The sequence below is a fragment of the Pelagerythrobacter marensis genome, from assembly GCF_036700095.1.
GTDB classification, from domain to species: Bacteria; Pseudomonadota; Alphaproteobacteria; order Sphingomonadales; family Sphingomonadaceae; genus Pelagerythrobacter; species Pelagerythrobacter marensis_A.
Genome location: NZ_CP144918.1, coordinates 2369292 through 2384838 on the forward strand (window position 1 = coordinate 2369292; position 15547 = coordinate 2384838).

General features: G+C 67.7%; 13 protein-coding genes, 1 tRNA gene and 1 other RNA gene. 12 read left to right on the forward strand and 3 right to left on the reverse strand.

Annotation, left to right across the window (positions count from 1 at the left end; translation table 11 throughout):
• Positions 1 to 85 precede the first annotated feature (85 nt).
• From hrpB to V5F89_RS11250, 8 genes are all read left to right on the forward strand, one after another.
• Positions 86 to 2551, forward strand: coding sequence for an ATP-dependent helicase HrpB (gene hrpB, locus V5F89_RS11215; protein ID WP_338445726.1), 2466 nt, complete (start codon positions 86 to 88; stop codon positions 2549 to 2551).
• A gap of 17 nt (positions 2552 to 2568) precedes the next feature.
• The gene (locus V5F89_RS11220; RefSeq protein WP_338445727.1) at positions 2569 to 2847 is read left to right on the forward strand and encodes an NADH dehydrogenase ubiquinone Fe-S protein 4; all 279 of its coding nucleotides are present in this window, start codon (positions 2569 to 2571) and stop codon (positions 2845 to 2847) included.
• 67 nt (positions 2848 to 2914) lie between these two features.
• An RNA gene (gene ffs, locus V5F89_RS11225) (signal recognition particle sRNA small type) lies at positions 2915 to 3009 on the forward strand.
• A 45-nt stretch (positions 3010 to 3054) separates the two neighbouring features.
• The gene (locus V5F89_RS11230; RefSeq protein ID WP_338445728.1) at positions 3055 to 4890 is read left to right on the forward strand and encodes a DNA polymerase III subunit gamma/tau; all 1836 of its coding nucleotides are present in this window, start codon (positions 3055 to 3057) and stop codon (positions 4888 to 4890) included.
• A 27-nt stretch (positions 4891 to 4917) separates the two neighbouring features.
• Complete coding sequence (locus V5F89_RS11235; RefSeq protein WP_338445729.1) at positions 4918 to 5259, forward strand: YbaB/EbfC family nucleoid-associated protein; 342 nt, start codon at positions 4918 to 4920, stop codon at positions 5257 to 5259.
• Between the two features lie 129 nt (positions 5260 to 5388).
• Positions 5389 to 6183, forward strand: coding sequence for a class II aldolase/adducin family protein (locus tag V5F89_RS11240; protein WP_338445730.1), 795 nt, complete (start codon positions 5389 to 5391; stop codon positions 6181 to 6183).
• Positions 6184 to 6540: 357 nt separating this feature from the next.
• Positions 6541 to 8967, forward strand: a complete 2427-nt coding sequence (gene lon / locus V5F89_RS11245) for an endopeptidase La (protein ID WP_338445731.1) — start codon at positions 6541 to 6543, stop codon at positions 8965 to 8967.
• A gap of 220 nt (positions 8968 to 9187) precedes the next feature.
• Positions 9188 to 9460, forward strand: a complete 273-nt coding sequence (locus V5F89_RS11250) for an HU family DNA-binding protein (RefSeq protein WP_160732729.1) — start codon at positions 9188 to 9190, stop codon at positions 9458 to 9460.
• Positions 9461 to 9569: 109 nt separating this feature from the next.
• Here V5F89_RS11250 and V5F89_RS11255 read toward each other — a convergent pair whose 3' ends face one another.
• Both V5F89_RS11255 and rlmB read right to left on the reverse strand, forming a co-directional pair.
• Positions 9570 to 10454, reverse strand: coding sequence for a hypothetical protein (locus V5F89_RS11255; RefSeq protein ID WP_338445732.1), 885 nt, complete (start codon positions 10452 to 10454; stop codon positions 9570 to 9572).
• 30 nt (positions 10455 to 10484) lie between these two features.
• Positions 10485 to 11273, reverse strand: a complete 789-nt coding sequence (gene rlmB / locus V5F89_RS11260; RefSeq protein WP_338445733.1) for a 23S rRNA (guanosine(2251)-2'-O)-methyltransferase RlmB — start codon at positions 11271 to 11273, stop codon at positions 10485 to 10487.
• A 138-nt stretch (positions 11274 to 11411) separates the two neighbouring features.
• On the opposite strand from rlmB, the gene V5F89_RS11265 reads away from it, so the two are divergent.
• Both V5F89_RS11265 and V5F89_RS11270 read left to right on the forward strand, forming a co-directional pair.
• Positions 11412 to 11497 (forward strand) — tRNA-Tyr (locus tag V5F89_RS11265).
• A 58-nt stretch (positions 11498 to 11555) separates the two neighbouring features.
• Positions 11556 to 12686: a beta-ketoacyl-ACP synthase III gene (locus V5F89_RS11270; protein ID WP_338445734.1), complete on the forward strand. Its 1131-nt coding sequence runs from the start codon at positions 11556 to 11558 to the stop codon at positions 12684 to 12686.
• On the opposite strand, the gene V5F89_RS11275 is transcribed toward V5F89_RS11270, so the two are convergent.
• Positions 12647 to 13729 (reverse strand): phosphatase PAP2 family protein, encoded by a 1083-nt coding sequence (locus tag V5F89_RS11275; RefSeq protein WP_338445735.1) that lies wholly within the window; start codon positions 13727 to 13729, stop codon positions 12647 to 12649. The genes V5F89_RS11270 and V5F89_RS11275 overlap by 40 nt on opposite strands.
• A gap of 99 nt (positions 13730 to 13828) precedes the next feature.
• Between V5F89_RS11275 and V5F89_RS11280 the strand changes: the two genes are divergently transcribed.
• Both V5F89_RS11280 and V5F89_RS11285 read left to right on the forward strand, forming a co-directional pair.
• The gene (locus V5F89_RS11280; protein WP_338447567.1) at positions 13829 to 14578 is read left to right on the forward strand and encodes a phosphatidylserine decarboxylase; all 750 of its coding nucleotides are present in this window, start codon (positions 13829 to 13831) and stop codon (positions 14576 to 14578) included.
• Entirely contained in the window at positions 14575 to 15438 is an 864-nt protein-coding gene (locus V5F89_RS11285; RefSeq protein WP_425334353.1) for a CDP-alcohol phosphatidyltransferase family protein, read from the forward strand. The genes V5F89_RS11280 and V5F89_RS11285 overlap by 4 nt, the downstream gene beginning before the upstream one ends.
• Positions 15439 to 15547 lie beyond the last annotated feature (109 nt).

Below are 15547 nucleotides of genomic sequence, written 5' to 3' on the forward strand. Positions count from 1 at the left end.
TGGACGAGGGGGCGAGGGACGACAGGAGAAGGATCGGCGGCCCAGCCCGCGCCCGGGGCGGGCCGAGGACACGTCTCGAACGACTATGCAAGACCTCCCCATCCACGCCGTCCTCCCCGACCTGCTCGCCGCCATGCGCGCGGGCGGCGCGGCGGTGCTCGTCGCGCCGCCGGGGGCGGGCAAGACGACCGCGGTGGCTCCGGCCCTGCTGGACCAGGCATGGTGCGACGGACAGATCATCCTGCTCAGCCCGCGCCGGGTCGCGGCGCGGGCGGCGGCGGAGAGGATGGCCGCGCTTCTGGGCGAGAAGGCGGGGGAGACGGTCGGCTACCTGACCCGGCTCGACAGCCGCACGTCGGCGAGGACACGCATTCTGGTGATGACCGAGGCGATCTTCGTCAATCGCATCGTCGAAGACCCCGAACTGGCCGGCGTTTCCGCCGTCCTGTTCGACGAGGCGCACGAGCGGCACCTCGACAGCGATCTCGGGCTTGCGCTCGCGCTCGAAAGCCGGGGCGTCCTGCGCGAAGACCTGCGCATCTGCGTGATGTCGGCGACCATCGACGGTGCGCGTTTTGCCGGGCTTCTGGGGGCCGGAACCCCGGTCGTGGAGAGCGAGGGGCAGGCATTTCCGTTGGAAATCCGGTGGTTGGGGTCTTCTCCTGACAAACGGATCGAGGATGCAATGGCCGCCGCCATCATGACGGCATGGCGCGAAACCGCGAGCGGAGGCGGCCCTGCCGGCGGCGGGGAGGGCGGCGATCTGCTCGCCTTCCTTCCCGGCGTGGGCGAGATCGAGCGGGTCCGCGAACGCCTCGCGACCCGTCTGCCGGATACCCCCGTTCTGCCGCTGCACGGGCAGGTCGAACCGGCCGCTCAGCGGGCCGCGATCCGCCGCGATCCGCAAGGGCGGCGGCGGATCGTGCTCGCCACGGCGATCGCCGAAACCTCGCTCACGCTCGACGGGGTCTCGGTCGTGGTCGACAGCGGACTTGCCCGCCATGCGGAATTCGACAAGGCGGCAGGCACGACGCATCTCGTCACCCGCCGCGCCAGCCAGGCGTCCGCCGGCCAGCGCGCCGGCCGTGCGGCACGGCAGGGGCCGGGCGTCGCCTATCGTCTGTGGGAGGAGGCCGCCCATGCCGGCCGCCCCCAGTTCGACGTGCCCGAGATCGCGAGCGCGGATCTCGCCCCTCTGGTCCTTGCCCTCGCGCGTTGGGGCACGGCCGATCCGGGCTCGCTCCCCTGGCTCGACCCGCCCCCGCCCGCCGCAGTGGCTTCGGCCCGCGAGCGCCTCGCACGGATCGGTGCGTTCGACGAGGCGGGGCGGATTACCGAACGCGGCGAGGCGCTCGCCGCGCTCCCGCTCGACCCGGCCCATGCGGCCATGGTGCTGTTCGGCGCCGAACACGGCGCGGCCCGCGAGGCCGCCCGGGTCGCCCTGCTGCTGCAGGAGCGCGGGCTGGGCGGGCGCGGCGAAGACCTGGCGGCCCGGCTCCAGCGGTGGGGCGGCGATCGCTCCCCCCGTGCCGAAGCCAGCCGCAAGCTGGCGGGACGCTGGGCCGTGCTGGCGGAAAGGCTGGTGACATCGGGCGAAGGCGCCCGCGATGTGCCGCCGGGTGTCCTTCTCGCCGCCGGAATGCCGAACAACGTCGCCCGTCGCCGCGACCCATCGGGCGAGCACTGGCTTTCCGCCGGGGGGCGCGGGTTCGTGCTCGATCCGGCCAGCTCGCTGGCGCGCAGCGAATGGATCGCCATCGGCGACGCGCAGGGGCACGCGAAAGGCGCACGGATCACCGCCGGGCTGGCGCTGGAGGAAGCCGATATCGAGCGCTGGTTCCCCGAACGGATCGCGCGGCGCCAGGTGCTCCGCTGGAACGACGGGGAGCAACGGGTGGAGGCGCGACTGGAACGGCGCCTCGACGCCATTGTCCTTGCCAGTGGCCCCGATCCTGCCCCCGATGACGAGGCGGTTGTGGATATCCTTGTGGAAAAAGCTGTGGGTCGGCTGGGGGCGTGGCTGCCGGCCGACATGCTTGCCCGTGCGCGGTTCGCCGGTGTGGAGGCTCTTTCGCCCGCCGCGCTGGCCGCGAATGCGGACCTCTGGCTGCGCCCCCTGCTGGCGGGGCGGCGCGACCTTGCCGTGCCGCGCGGCCGGGTGGCGGAGGCGCTGCTGGGCCTGCTCGACTGGGACAGCCGGCAGGCGCTCGACCGCGCGGCGCCGCGCGAATTCGTCTCCCCCGCGGGCACCCGGCACGCGATCGATTATACTGGCGACGATGCGCCCAGCGTCGAGGTGCGGGTCCAGGCGCTGTTCGGGCTGGAACGGCATCCGATGGTCGGGCGCACGCCGCTGCTGCTCAAGCTTACCAGCCCGGCCGGCCGCCCGATCCAGGCGACCCGGGACCTGCCCGGTTTCTGGCGCGGATCGTGGGCGGACGTGAAGAAGGAGATGAAGGGCCGCTATCCCAAACATCGCTGGCCGGACGAACCCTGGGCGGAAAAGCCGAGCCTGAAGACCAGGAACGCCTTTTCACGCGGCGATTCGTGAATTAGAGGACCCTTCCTATGGCAGCCCGTATCTATCAGCGACCCAAGAACGCGATGCAGTCCGGCAAGGCCCGGACCGATGAATGGGTGCTCGAATTTGAGCAGTCCGAGGCGCGTAGGCCCGATCCGCTGATGGGCTGGACCGGAAGCCGCGATACGCAGGCGCAAGTGCAGCTGACCTTCCCCGACAAGGCGGCGGCGCAGGCCTATGCCGCGAAATACGGCATCCCGGCGCGCGTTCACGCGACCCCGCCCCGGCACATCAAGCTCCAGGCCTACGCCGACAATTTCCGCTGATCCGGCCGTTCCCGCCGGAGACGATCTCGACGGTTGAAATCCGCCGCGTCCCCGGCCATATGCCGGCGCGGGAGTCGGGTGGACGTTTGCGTTCGCTCACCGGGTCAGGTCCGGAAGGAAGCAGCCCAGGTGAATTGCGGCGGGTCGCCCGGCTCCTTTTTCCACACGAGCATGACAACGCCCCGGCAAGCGCCTACCTAGGCGGGCATGGGTGATTCACCGACAGATGCGGGGGAAAACGCGGGCGACCTTCCCTGGGATACGGGGGAGGAGGAAGAGCCGAAGCCGAGCGCCGCCGAACTGGAGGCCGAAGGGCAGGCGGCGATGTTCGGGGACGCGCCGGCCGAGCCGCCGGCCGCCGCGCCCGGCCCCGCTCCACCCGCCGCGACCGATGCCTCGCCCCCGGCGCAACCTGCCGCACCGGCCGATGCGAACCAGCCCTATCGCGTGCTGGCGCGCAAGTATCGTCCGCAGACGTTCTCGCAGCTGATCGGGCAGGAACCGATGGTGCGCACGCTCGCCAATGCGATCGAGCGCGACCGGCTGGCCCATGCCTTCCTGATGACCGGGGTGCGGGGGGTCGGCAAGACCTCCACTGCGCGACTGGTGGCCAAGGCGCTCAACTGCATCGGGCCGGACGGGCAGGGCGGCCCGACGATCGACCCCTGCGGAGTGTGCGAGCCGTGCCGCGCGATTGCCGAGGGGCGCCATATCGACGTGATCGAGATGGACGCCGCCAGCCATACCGGCGTGGACGACGTGCGCGAGATTATCGAAGCGGTGCGATATGCCGCGGTCAGCGCGCGCTACAAGATCTATATCATCGACGAAGTTCACATGCTGTCTCGCAATGCTTTCAACGCCTTGCTGAAGACACTTGAGGAACCGCCCGCGCATGTGAAATTCCTCTTCGCGACCACCGAGGTAGACAAGCTGCCGGTCACGGTGCTCAGCCGCACGCAGCGGTTCGACTTGCGCCGCATCCCGGCCGAACTGCTCCAGTCGCATTTCGCCTGGGTCTGCGAGCAGGAAGGCGTCGCCGCCGAACCTGAGGCCTTGCACATGATTGCTGCCGCTGCCGAAGGGTCGGTGCGCGATGGCCTCTCGATCCTCGACCAGGCGATAGCCCATGCCGACCTGGGCGAAGACGGCAAGGTCACGGCGGAGCGGGTGCGCGACATGCTCGGTCTCGCCGACAAGAGCGCGCAGCGCCGCCTATTGGGCACGATCCTGGAAGGGGATGCGAAGGCGCTGCTGTCGGGGGTTTTCGATCAATATGCCCTGGGGGTCGAGCCGCTGGCGCTGATGCGCGGGCTGATGGACCTGGTCCACCGGATCACGGTGGCGCAGATCGGACGGGCCGAGCCCAACGCGCCGAGCGCCGAGGAACGCGCCGCGCTGGCCGAGTGGGCGGGCCGCCTTTCCGCAGGCCAGCTTCACCGTCTGTGGCAGCTCCTGCTCAAAGGCTACGACGAAGTGCGCCAGGCGCCCGATCCGCTGGTTTCGGCGCAGATGGCGCTCCTGCGCGTGCTCCACGCCGCAGACCTGCCCGATCCTGGCAAGCTGGCGAAGAAGCTCGACGAAATGGCCGCCAGCGGCGTTGCCGCATCGTCTGCCGGCGGGGAAGGGGCGCCCGGGAGTTCTCCGGCCGCCACTGCCGCGATGGACTGGCAGGCGCTGGTCGAGCGGGTCGATGCCGCGGGGGCGCTGCGCGTGGCACAAACCATGCGCGACTGGGTGCGCCCGATCGAACTGGCGCAGGGCCGGCTGGTCTATGCCCTCGCGCCCGGCTTCGTCGGCGATCCGGCGGGCGAGTTTCGCGACGCGCTCTCCAAGCTCACCGGCGTGCGGTGGGAAGTCGAACAGCGCGAAACCGGCGGCGAGCCGAGCTTGCGCGAACGCGAGGAAGCGGCGAAAGCGCAAGCCGAGGCCGAGATGCGCGCGCATCCGCTGGTCGAAGCCGCCTTCGAGGCTTTTCCCGAGGCCGAACTGGTCGAGGATGCCGACATTCAGCCCGCCGGGCGCCAGGCCCGACACGGCTGACGCACAGGAACAACGAGGACGCAACCGATGCAATCGATGGAAGAGATGATCCAGGCCGCACAGAAGGCCGCCGAACAGATCCAGACCCAGATGGGCGAGATGCAGGCCAAGCTCGACGCGATCGAGGTCGAGGGTGCCGCCGGCGGCGGCCTGGTCAAGGTCCGCGCCAGCGCCAAGGGCCGCATCCTGCGCGTCGAGATCGACGAGAGCCTGCTGAAGCCGGACGAGAAGCAGATGGTCGAAGACCTCGTCACCGCCGCCTTCAACGACGCGCGCGACAAGGCCGATCGCGTTTCCGAAGAGGAAATGAAGAAGATGCAGGGCGGCATGGGCCTTCCGCCGGGATTCAACCTGCCGGGAATGGGCTGACCCGGGGCCCCGCTCTATCGGATCGCCGCGCCTGACGGCGACTGGGACCGGACCTGAGCCTCTACGGGATGGCGCGGCCCGCCCAAATCATGCTACCGGTGGCGAAAGACAACCAATCGGAGAGGCAGCATGGCAACGGTGATGAACGACAATGCGATCGGATCGGACGCAGACGTTCGCGCGCAGGTTTCGGACGAGGAATGGGCGGTTCGGGTCGATCTCGCCGCGGCCTATCGCCTCGTCGCGCTCTATGGCTGGGACGACCTGATCTTCACGCACCTTTCCGCCCGCGTGCCGGGGCCGGAACACCATTTCCTGATCAACCCTTACGACATGATGTTCGAGGAGATCACGGCCTCCAGCCTGGTCAAGATCGACGTCGAGGGGCAGCCGGTCATTCCTACGTCACACCCGGTCAACCCGGCAGGCTTCACGATCCATTCGGCGCTGCACATGAATTGCGAGGATGCCCATGCGGTGATGCACCTGCACACCCCGGCGGGGCAGGCGGTCAGCGCGATGGCCGACGGGCTGATGGAGCATACGCAGACCGGCATGATCGCGCGCAGCGACATCGCCTATCACGAATACGAAGGGATCGCGACCGACCTGGAGGAACGCGAACGCCTGGTCGAGGACATGGGCGACAAGCACGCGATGATCCTGCGCAACCACGGCACGCTGGCGATCGGCCGCACCGTGGGCGAATGCTTCCTGCGCCTCTATTTCCTGGAACGCGCCTGCGACGCGCAAGTGAAGATGCTCTCCGCCGGCCGCGACGGCCTGCACAATCCGCCGCAGGGTACGCCCGAGAAAGTGCGCGACCAGACGCCGCCCGCCGGCATCGGCATGGTCGCCAACGCGCTCGCCTGGCCCGCCCTGCTGCGCAAGCTCGACCGGATCGACCCGGGATTCCGGGAGTAGGGCTGGGCTGACGAGGCGCTCACCTTGATCCGGGATCCCGCTAGTCTTCGCACGCCGCTTGAAAAGCGGGACCCCGGGTCGAGCCCGGGGTGACGAGTGGGGATTGGTCGGCTGTTCGCTGGACGAATGGCTGCCCTGCGGTCGCCGCCCCAGGCTCCATCGTCCCCGTAGCAGCACCCGGAGACCGCATTTCGCGGCGCTCGCCGCGGCAGTACAACAGACGGTCGGCCTCTCTCCATTCGACGCGGCATCCACAGGTTCGCGGGGTTCAGGCGTTGCGGCGGGCCGGGCGGGTTCCCATATCCCTCGGCCAAGTGAGGCGCGCCTGTCGCAGCGCCCGGCCGACGGATTGACGCAATGAACCAGCATTACCCTCTTCTCCCCCTCCGCGACATCGTGGTGTTTCCCGGCATGGTCGTTCCCCTGTTCGTGGGACGCGACAAGTCGGTCGCCGCGCTCGAAGCGGCGATGGAAGCGAGCAGCGCAGACGGCAGCAAGGATATCTTCCTGCTCTCGCAGCTCGATCCGGGGTGCGACGATCCGGGCGCTGACGATCTCTACGACATCGGCACCGTCGCGCAGGTGCTCCAGCTGCTCAAGCTGCCCGACGGCACCGTGCGCGTGCTGGTCGAGGGCATGGCGCGCGGGCGCCTGGAGAGCCTGCAGCCCAACGGCGACTTCCTCGTCGCCGAAGTCTCGCCGCGCGAGCCGGGCACGGCCTCGGGCAACGAAGTCGTGGCGATGATGCGACAGGTGATCGAGCAGTTCGAGGAATATGCCAAGCTCAACAAGAAGCTGGGCGAGGGCGCGGGCGACGAACTGGGCGAGATCGACGATGCCGGCCAGCTTGCCGACACCGTCGCTGCGGCGATCGGGGCCAAAGTGGCCGACAAGCAGGCGCTGCTGACCGAACTCGACCCGCTCAAGCGGCTCGAAATGGTCATGTCGTTCATGGAAGGCGAACTCTCCGTCCTCCAGGTGGAGCGCAAGATCCGCGGCCGCGTGAAGCGGCAGATGGAGAAGACCCAGCGCGAATACTACCTCAACGAACAGCTTAAGGCGATCCAGAGCGAGCTGGGCGGGGGCGACGGCGAGGAGGGCGACGAGATCGCCGAACTGCAGGCCAAGATCGAAAGTCTAGAGCTTTCGAAAGAGGCCAGGGCCAAGGCCGAAAGCGAGCTGAAGAAGCTCAAGACCATGCAGCCGATGAGCGCCGAGGCGACCGTCATCCGCAACTATCTCGATGTCCTGCTCGGCCTGCCCTGGGGCAAGACGAGCGAGCTCAAGAAGGACATTGCCGAAGCGCAGGCGGTGCTCGACGAGGACCACTACGCGCTCGAGAAAGTGAAGGACCGGATCATCGAATATCTCGCGGTCCAGGCGCGGACCGACAAGCTGAAGGGGCCGATCCTGTGCCTCGTGGGTCCGCCGGGGGTCGGCAAGACCTCGCTCGGCAAATCGATTGCCCGCGCCACCGGCCGCGAGTTCATTCGCCAGAGCCTGGGCGGCGTGCGCGACGAGGCCGAGATCCGCGGCCACCGCCGCACCTATATCGGCTCGCTGCCGGGCAAGATCGTCACCAACCTGAAGAAGGCGGGGGCCAGCAATCCGCTGTTCCTGCTCGACGAGATCGACAAGCTCGGCCAGGATTTCCGCGGCGATCCCGCCTCGGCCCTGCTCGAAGTGCTCGACCCGGAACAGAACAGCAAGTTCCAGGACCATTACCTGGAGCTGGATATCGATCTGTCGGACATCATGTTCGTCACCACGGCGAACAGCCTCAACCTGCCGCAGCCCCTGCTCGACCGGATGGAGATCATCCGGCTGGAGGGTTATACCGAGGATGAGAAGGTCGAGATTGCGCAGCGACACCTGATCCCCAAGCAGATCGAGACGCACGGGCTGAAGGAAGGCGAGTTCGAGCTGACCGAAGACGGCCTGCGCGCCCTGATCCGCCACTATACCCGCGAGGCGGGGGTGCGCACGCTGGAGCGCGAGATCGCGCGGCTGGCGCGCAAGTCGCTGCGCCGGATCCTCGAGAACAAGGCGGAAAGTGTGCGCATAACGCCCGACAATCTCGGCGACTTCGCCGGGGTGCGCAAGTTCAAGCACGGCATGTCGGAAGAGGAGCCGCAAGTGGGCGCCGTCACCGGTCTTGCCTGGACCGAGGTCGGCGGCGAATTGCTGACGATCGAGAGCGTGACCACGCCGGCCGTCGGCGGGGGCCGGGGCGAGATCAAGACCACCGGCAAGCTGGGCGAAGTCATGAACGAAAGCGTCGCCGCCGCCTTCAGCTTCGTGAAGGCGCGCGCGCCGGCCTATGGCATCAAGCCGAGTATCTTCCAGCGCAAGAACATTCACATCCACCTGCCCGAAGGGGCCGTGCCCAAAGACGGGCCGAGCGCGGGCATCGGCATGGTCACCTCGATCGTGTCGACGCTGACGGGCATCGCCGTGCGGCCCGACGTCGCGATGACCGGCGAGGTCACCCTGCGCGGGCGGGTGCTGGCGATCGGCGGTTTGAAGGAAAAGCTGCTGGCGGCCTTGCGCGGCGGGATCAAGACCGTGCTGATCCCCGAAGAGAACGTGAAGGATCTGGCCGAAATTCCCGCGAACGTGAAGGATGGGCTGGAGATCGTGCCGGTCGCTCATGTCGATCAGGTGCTTGAAAAGGCGCTCGTTTCCGAGCTGGCACCGATCGAATGGACCGAGGCCGACGATCTCGCGAGCCAGCCGGCTCACCCCGGCCAGACGCTGGGAGAACAAGCCCCGACCGCGCACTGACCCGGCGTTTCGGCGGCGAGGAAGTGCTATGCCGCGCCTGCCGCTACGGCACGGCGCGGCCTCGATTTGGTGTAAAATCTTGACAGAAGATTACCGCGCGGACGCGTTCGCGGGGATTTGCCTTTGACAGCCCGGCCAAAAAAGCGTTCAAATCCTGCCCTTTCGGAGAGGCGATTCACCGAAACCGGTCTCAAACGCGAACTTTTAGGGGGTTCCCAGAATGAACAAGAACGATCTGATCAGCGCCGTCGCGGATTCCAGCGGTCTTTCGAAGAGCGACAGCGCCAACGCGGTCGAAGGCGTTTTCGACGCCATCACGAAAGCCTTGTCGAAGGGCGACGAAGTGCGACTGGTCGGTTTCGGAACGTTCTCCGTGGCGCGCCGCAAGGCTTCGACAGGCCGCAACCCGCGCACCGGTGAGCCGATGACGATCAAGGCGTCGAACCAGCCGAAGTTCAAGGCCGGCAAGGGCCTGAAAGACAGTGTGAACTGAACTTCGGCGCGCTGCGTTGGCCGGCTGTGCCGGCCAAACGGAACCGAAAACGCCGCGTCTGCGACCGGGCAGGCGCGGCGTTTCGTCTTTCGGCCCGGTTCGCGGGCGTTCAGTCCGCCAGCTTCACCAGAGCGGTCGGGGCCACTTGCGTCCGGGTGTTGACCTGCCATTCGAGCATCTTGCCATCGGCCGTTTCGACTGGCCCCTCGTCGGTGTTGTTGGCCAGGATATCGCCATCGGTGACGATGCGGAACGTGCCGTTCAGCTCGGGGACTCCGGCGGCGGATTTCGAGCCGTTGCGGCCTTCGCGATCTCCGGCGAAACCTTCGGCCATTCCGGCCATCATGCCCTGGAACGGATTCCCGCCGGCAGCCATCGCGAAGCCGGGCGCGTCGACCCGGACCGTGCCGTCGTCGCGATTGGCGGCCAGCAGGAAGAAATTCGACATCTGCATCTGTTCGATGGTCGGGAACATGAAATCGTGGTCGAGCCGCCCCGAGATGCGGAAAACGACGTCGAACAGCCCCTCGCCCCGGTACTCCACGCGCTCCCACCCGGCCTGACGCTGCAGTCGCCGGGCGAATTCCTCCGCCGCTTCGGGATCGGCGGGATCGAGCCCGCCCAGCATCGCGCGGGCCATGTCCGCGCCTCTTTCCCGGTCGCGCTTCTTCTCTTCGCGCGCGTCCTCCCATTGGGCCAACTGCGCAGCGCGCTCCTCCTCGCTGCACGCACGCTCCTCGAGCGTGTCCTCATCGTAGCAGGCAGGTTCGAACGTTTCCCCGGCGCTTTCCATCTCCTCGCCCATTTCGGCGAGCTTGCTGAGCGCGAGGATGTAGATCTCGCCTTCGTACGAGTAGCTGAACGTTCCGCCCTTGCGCAGTTCGAGCTGCGAGGTGAAGGCGCCGGGCGCGAGCAGGCAGCCGCCCAGAACAAGCGCGAGTGCCGCGGCGAGCCCCATCGCGCCAGCGCGCCGGACCCTTGTGGAAATGGTCATTGTGATCCCCCCGTTCGTGACTCCACGATTCTATCGCACCGCGATTGCATAAAGCGCGATGGCCGCCGCGTTCGAGACGTTCAGGCTCTCCATCCGCTCACCGATCGGCAGGCGAGCCAGCGCGTCGCAATGCGCGGCGATGTTCTGCCGCATTCCTTCCCCTTCGGCCCCGAGCACGAGCGCGACCGGACCGGCCGGCAAAGCCTCGGCCAGCGTTGCCTCCGCCTCGCCGGCCAGGCCGATGCGCCAGTACCCGGCCTCCGCCGCGCTTTCGAGCGCACGCGCAAGGTTTACGACGCGCACCCAGGGCACGATCTCCAGCGCGCCCGAGGCCGACTTGGCCACGACGCCCGATTCGGGCGGAGCATGGCGGTCCTGCGTCACGATCGCACAGGCGTCGAAGGCGGCTGCGGAACGCAGCACGGCGCCCACGTTGTGCGGGTCGGTGACCTGATCGAGGAAGACCAGCGGGCCGGTTGGCTCACTTGTCAGCACGTCCTCCATGTGAACGTCGTCGAGCGGCGCGCATTCGAGAACGAGGCCCTGGTGCGGGGCATCGCGGGCCACCAGGCGGGCGAGGTCCTGCACGTCGGCATATTCCACGGGAAAGCCGGGCGGCAGATCGCCGTCGAGCGAATCGATCCCTTCGCGGGTCGCCCACAACTTGCGATGGCTGCGATCGGGGTTCTTGAGCGCGGCTTCGACCGCGTGGCGGCCCCACAAGCGCACCTGGCCGGCGCTCGCCCGGCCGCTGCCGCGCCCGCCCTGCATACGCCCTGCGCGGCCACGCAATGCCCGCTTGCGATCACCCTTGGCCAATCGAAAACCCCTTTGAAATCCTGTGCCCCGCCCATGCCAGCGGCCCCATTGACAGGCAAGCATGGCTTCGCCAAAGGGGCGCCTCTCGGCAAGGGTGCCCCTTACGGCGGCACCGTTTTCCCGCAGGCGCAGGCATGTGGACAGGTGGCCGAGTGGTTAAAGGCAGCAGACTGTAAATCTGCCCGCGCAAGCGTACGCTGGTTCGAATCCAGCCCTGTCCACCACCCTGCCGCCCGTCGCGACGACCTTGCCCCGCGCGGCGAGCGGCTCTACTCCGCGGCGATGGAAACAGCACAGCGCCCCGTCATTTCCGCGACCGGCCTCTTCACCCCGGAAGAGAGCATTTCCAACGAAGAACTGGTCGCGAGCTTCAACGCCTACGTCGAGCGCTTCAATGCCGAGCACGCGGATGCGATAGCGGCCGGCGAACTCGGCGCGCTGGAACCCAGCTCTGTCGAATTCATCGAGAAGGCGAGCGGGATAAAATCGCGCCACGTCATGGCGAAGGCGCCGGTGCTCGATCCCGATATCATGGCCCCGCGGTGGGACGAGCGACCGGACGAGGATCTCTCGATCCTGGCGGAGATCGGGGTGGCCGCGGCGCAGGACGCGCTGGCGAGGGCGGGGCGGGAAGCGCGCGATGTCGACGCGGTTCTCTGCGCGGCTTCGAACATGCAGCGCCCCTATCCGGCCATGGCCATCGAGATCCAGCAGGCGCTGGGGATCGAAGGGTTCGCGTTCGACATGAACGTCGCCTGCTCCTCGGCCACGTTCGGGATCCAGACCGCCGCCGACTATATCCGCGCAGGTCACGCGCGATCGGTGCTGGTCGTCAGCCCCGAGATCACGAGCGGGCACCTCAACTGGCGCGACCGGGACAGCCACTTCATCTTCGGCGACGTGGCGACCGCGGTGCTGGTGGAAGATGCCGCGATTGCACCCGAGGAACGGTGGGACATTCTGGGCACCCGGCTGAAAACGGTGTTCTCCAACAATATCCGCAACAATTTCGGCTTCCTCAATCGCGCTCATCCCGAAACGGCCGACACGCCGGACAAGCTTTTCGTTCAGGAAGGGCGCAAGGTGTTCAAGGAAGTCGTGCCCATGGTCGCGCAGATGATCCTGGACGAAGCGGAACGGCTGGGGATCGATCCCCAGTCCCTGCGCCGCCTGTGGCTGCACCAGGCCAATGCGGGCATGAACCGCCTGATCGCCCAGCGCGTGCTGGGGCACGAGGCCAGTGCCGACGAAAGCCCGACCGTGCTCGACACTTACGGCAATACCTCTAGCGCCGGGTCGATCATCGCGTTCCATCTGCACAGCGACGACTTGCGCGGGGGCGACATCGGGCTGATCTGCAGCTTCGGCGCGGGTTATTCGGCCGGGACGGTCTTCGTTCGCAAGGCGGGATGAATCTGGCGCGCAGTATGCGCGAGGCGATTGTCCCACCAGGCGATCGCCGCACCCGAAATGCGCCATAGCGCCGCCACCAGGACAACCGACACCAGCCCGTCGACCGCATAGTGATAGGCAAGGTGGACCGAGCCGATCCAGGTCAGGACGAAGAAGGCGAACATCCACCGCCCGGCGCGCGGCGAGATGCGCCGCACGGCCAGCCAGAAGAGGAATGCGATCGCGACATGCATGCTGGGCATCGCGGTGATCCCGCTGCCAAGCCCGTTTGCGTCGTTGTGATGCCAGTCCAGCAGCATCTGCTGGACGGCCAGGGGCATGACCGGGATCTGTGCGTCGGCGGCATGGAGATAGGCCATCTGCGCATCGAAAGCGGGATCGCCGAGCAGGGGGCCGAGGAAGCACGGTCCGACCGAGGCGAGCAGGGTCGCAGCGCCTCCGCCGATGACCGACCAGGACAGCGTGTAGGAGAGGAAGAACCGGCGGCGCAGGCCGGGATCGATCGCAGCGAACGCCATATAGAGGCAGCCGACGTAGAGCAGGAGGAACCAGAGCTGGTACAGCAGCCCGAGCAGGGCGGTCACCGGCGGATAGCCGAACAGCGGCTGGAGCACCTGCCAGGCGTCGTAGCCGAAGAAGATCGCCCGATCCCAGGCGATGAACGTCGCATCCCAGGTATAGGCGTTGAACAGCGGGATCGCCGCCTTCATCTTCGAGAAGAACGGCATCAGCAGGATGCACAGCGCCAGCAGCGGCGCGCCGGCGATCCAGCGGCGAATCGCCGCCGGGCCGGCGTAGCGGCGATGAAGCGCGGCGAAGGGTTCCTGCGGGCGATGCCGCGCCAGGTAGCAGGCCGCGTCGACAGCGACCCAGGCGACGATCGAAAACAGGTAGATGTGGGCATTGGCCAGGACCGGCCCGGCGTCGAGCACGATCCCGCGGCTTGCGAGCAGGGCCGCACAGAGCGCAAACAGCGCCAGCGTGGCGACAAAGACCGGGATTTCCCCGCTCCAGCGTCGCAGGATCGTGTCTCGCGTATCCATCGCAGCGCGGATAGAGCGATATGGTAAGCATCGCCCTAACGCCCGCGCGTTCGCCGCGATCCGCTTGTTTGCATCGCGCCAAGGCTCTAGATGGCACGGATGGCAGGCGAACTGGTCGATAACAAGGGACGCGGGGACATTGGCTGGCATTGGCCGCCGATTCACCCCGAAGGGCGCAAATTCGGGCTGATCGCGATCGGCATCAGCCTGTTCGCGGCGTTCATGGCGTGGGAGACGATCGCCTGGCCGATGGCCTTCCTGTCGCTCGGCGTGTTCGCGTTCTTTCGCGATCCCGAACGCGTGGTGCCCCAGGACGAGCGGTTTATCGTCTCGCCCGCGGACGGGCTTGTCTCGCTGATCGCGCAAGTCGAACCGCCGGCGGAACTGACGATGGACGACGGCAGCGGAACGCCGTCGCTGGCGCGCGAGCCGGTGACGCGAATCTCGATCTTCATGAGCGTGTTCGACGTTCATATAAACCGCGCCCCGATCGGCGGCACGGTGCGGCGGCTGGTCTATATCCCCGGCAAGTTCATGAACGCCGATCTCGACAAGGCGAGCGAGGACAACGAGCGCCAGCATATCCTGATCGAGCGGCACGACGGCCTCATGCTCGGTTTCACGCAGATCGCCGGTCTCGTCGCGCGGCGGATCGTCCCGTTCGTCAAGCCGGGCGACACGCTGGCCGCCGGCGCGCGGGTCGGCCTGATCCGTTTCGGCAGCCGGGTCGACGTCTATCTGCCGGCGGGGACCGATTCCCGGGTTCTGGTGGGGCAGAAGGTCGTTGCCGGCGAAACCGTGCTGGCCGAAATCGGCGAGCGTCGGCTGATCGAGGGCATCGCCCAGTGAACGACGACTATCCGCGCCTCGGCCCCAAGGCCGCGGAAGACGAAGTCCCCATTCCGGCGGGGCGGACGCGGGGGCTGTCGCTCCGCGCGGTCCTGCCCAATGCGATCACCGCCGCGGCGCTGTGTTCGGGCCTCACCGGCATCCGCTTCGCCATCGCGGAAAACTGGAGCCTGGCGATCTTCGCGGTCATTCTGGCCGGCCTTCTCGACGGTATCGACGGACGGATCGCCCGCCTGTTGAAAGCGCAGTCGCGATTCGGCGCCGAACTCGACAGCCTGGCCGATTCGCTTTCGTTCGGTATGGCGCCGGCGATCATCTTCTACCTCTGGACCTTGCAGGATCTTCCCCGGCTCGGCTGGTTCGCGGCGCTGGCCTTTGCCATCTGCTGCGCGCTGCGACTGGCGCGGTTCAACGCGCAGATCGATGTCGATCACCAGCCCCACAAATCGGCCGGCTTCCTCACCGGGGTGCCGGCGCCGGTCGGGGCCGGCCTGGCGTTCCTGCCGTTCTATCTCTGGATGGCGACGGGGCGGGAGGAATTTCGCGAGCCGATCGTCTGCGCCGTGTGGATGGTGGCCATGGCATTCCTGATGATCTCCAATATCGCGACGTTGAGCTGGACCTCGATCCGGCCGCGCAGGAACGTGCGCCTGGAACTGATCGCCGGGGTGGGGATTCTGTGCGCCGCGCTCTTGCTGGAACCGTGGTGGGCGCTGGTTGCGATTTGTGCGGTCTACCTCGCGCTGATGCCCTATGCACTGGTGCGCTATTCCCGGGTCAGGCGGCTGCGGCAAGCGAATGCCGGGCGCACGCCACCCCCCGCACCGGACGCGGCAGACGGTCGCCCGCCGGCCGACTGACCGGGCGAGGGCGCGATTCGCACAGTCCCCGGATATCGGTGGAGCACGCCGCCGGCCCCTCGATCGCAACCCGAACCGCACCGGCCGGCGCCTCGCGCCCCAGATCGCG

Bases quoted from the DNA above. Each gene is read 5' to 3' on its own strand.
- hrpB (WP_338445726.1), top strand. From the start codon at position 86: ATGCAAGACCTCCCCATCCACGCCGTCCTCCCCGACCTGCTCGCCGCC.
- V5F89_RS11220 (WP_338445727.1), top strand. From the start codon at position 2,569: ATGGCAGCCCGTATCTATCAGCGACCCAAGAACGCGATGCAGTCCGGC.
- V5F89_RS11230 (WP_338445728.1), top strand. From the start codon at position 3,055: ATGGGTGATTCACCGACAGATGCGGGGGAAAACGCGGGCGACCTTCCC.
- V5F89_RS11235 (WP_338445729.1), top strand. From the start codon at position 4,918: ATGCAATCGATGGAAGAGATGATCCAGGCCGCACAGAAGGCCGCCGAA.
- V5F89_RS11240 (WP_338445730.1), top strand. From the start codon at position 5,389: ATGGCAACGGTGATGAACGACAATGCGATCGGATCGGACGCAGACGTT.
- lon (WP_338445731.1), top strand. From the start codon at position 6,541: ATGAACCAGCATTACCCTCTTCTCCCCCTCCGCGACATCGTGGTGTTT.
- V5F89_RS11250 (WP_160732729.1), top strand. From the start codon at position 9,188: ATGAACAAGAACGATCTGATCAGCGCCGTCGCGGATTCCAGCGGTCTT.
- V5F89_RS11255 (WP_338445732.1), bottom strand. From the start codon at position 10,454: ATGACCATTTCCACAAGGGTCCGGCGCGCTGGCGCGATGGGGCTCGCC.
- V5F89_RS11270 (WP_338445734.1), top strand. From the start codon at position 11,556: ATGGAAACAGCACAGCGCCCCGTCATTTCCGCGACCGGCCTCTTCACC.
- V5F89_RS11275 (WP_338445735.1), bottom strand. From the start codon at position 13,729: ATGGATACGCGAGACACGATCCTGCGACGCTGGAGCGGGGAAATCCCG.
- V5F89_RS11280 (WP_338447567.1), top strand. From the start codon at position 13,829: ATGGCAGGCGAACTGGTCGATAACAAGGGACGCGGGGACATTGGCTGG.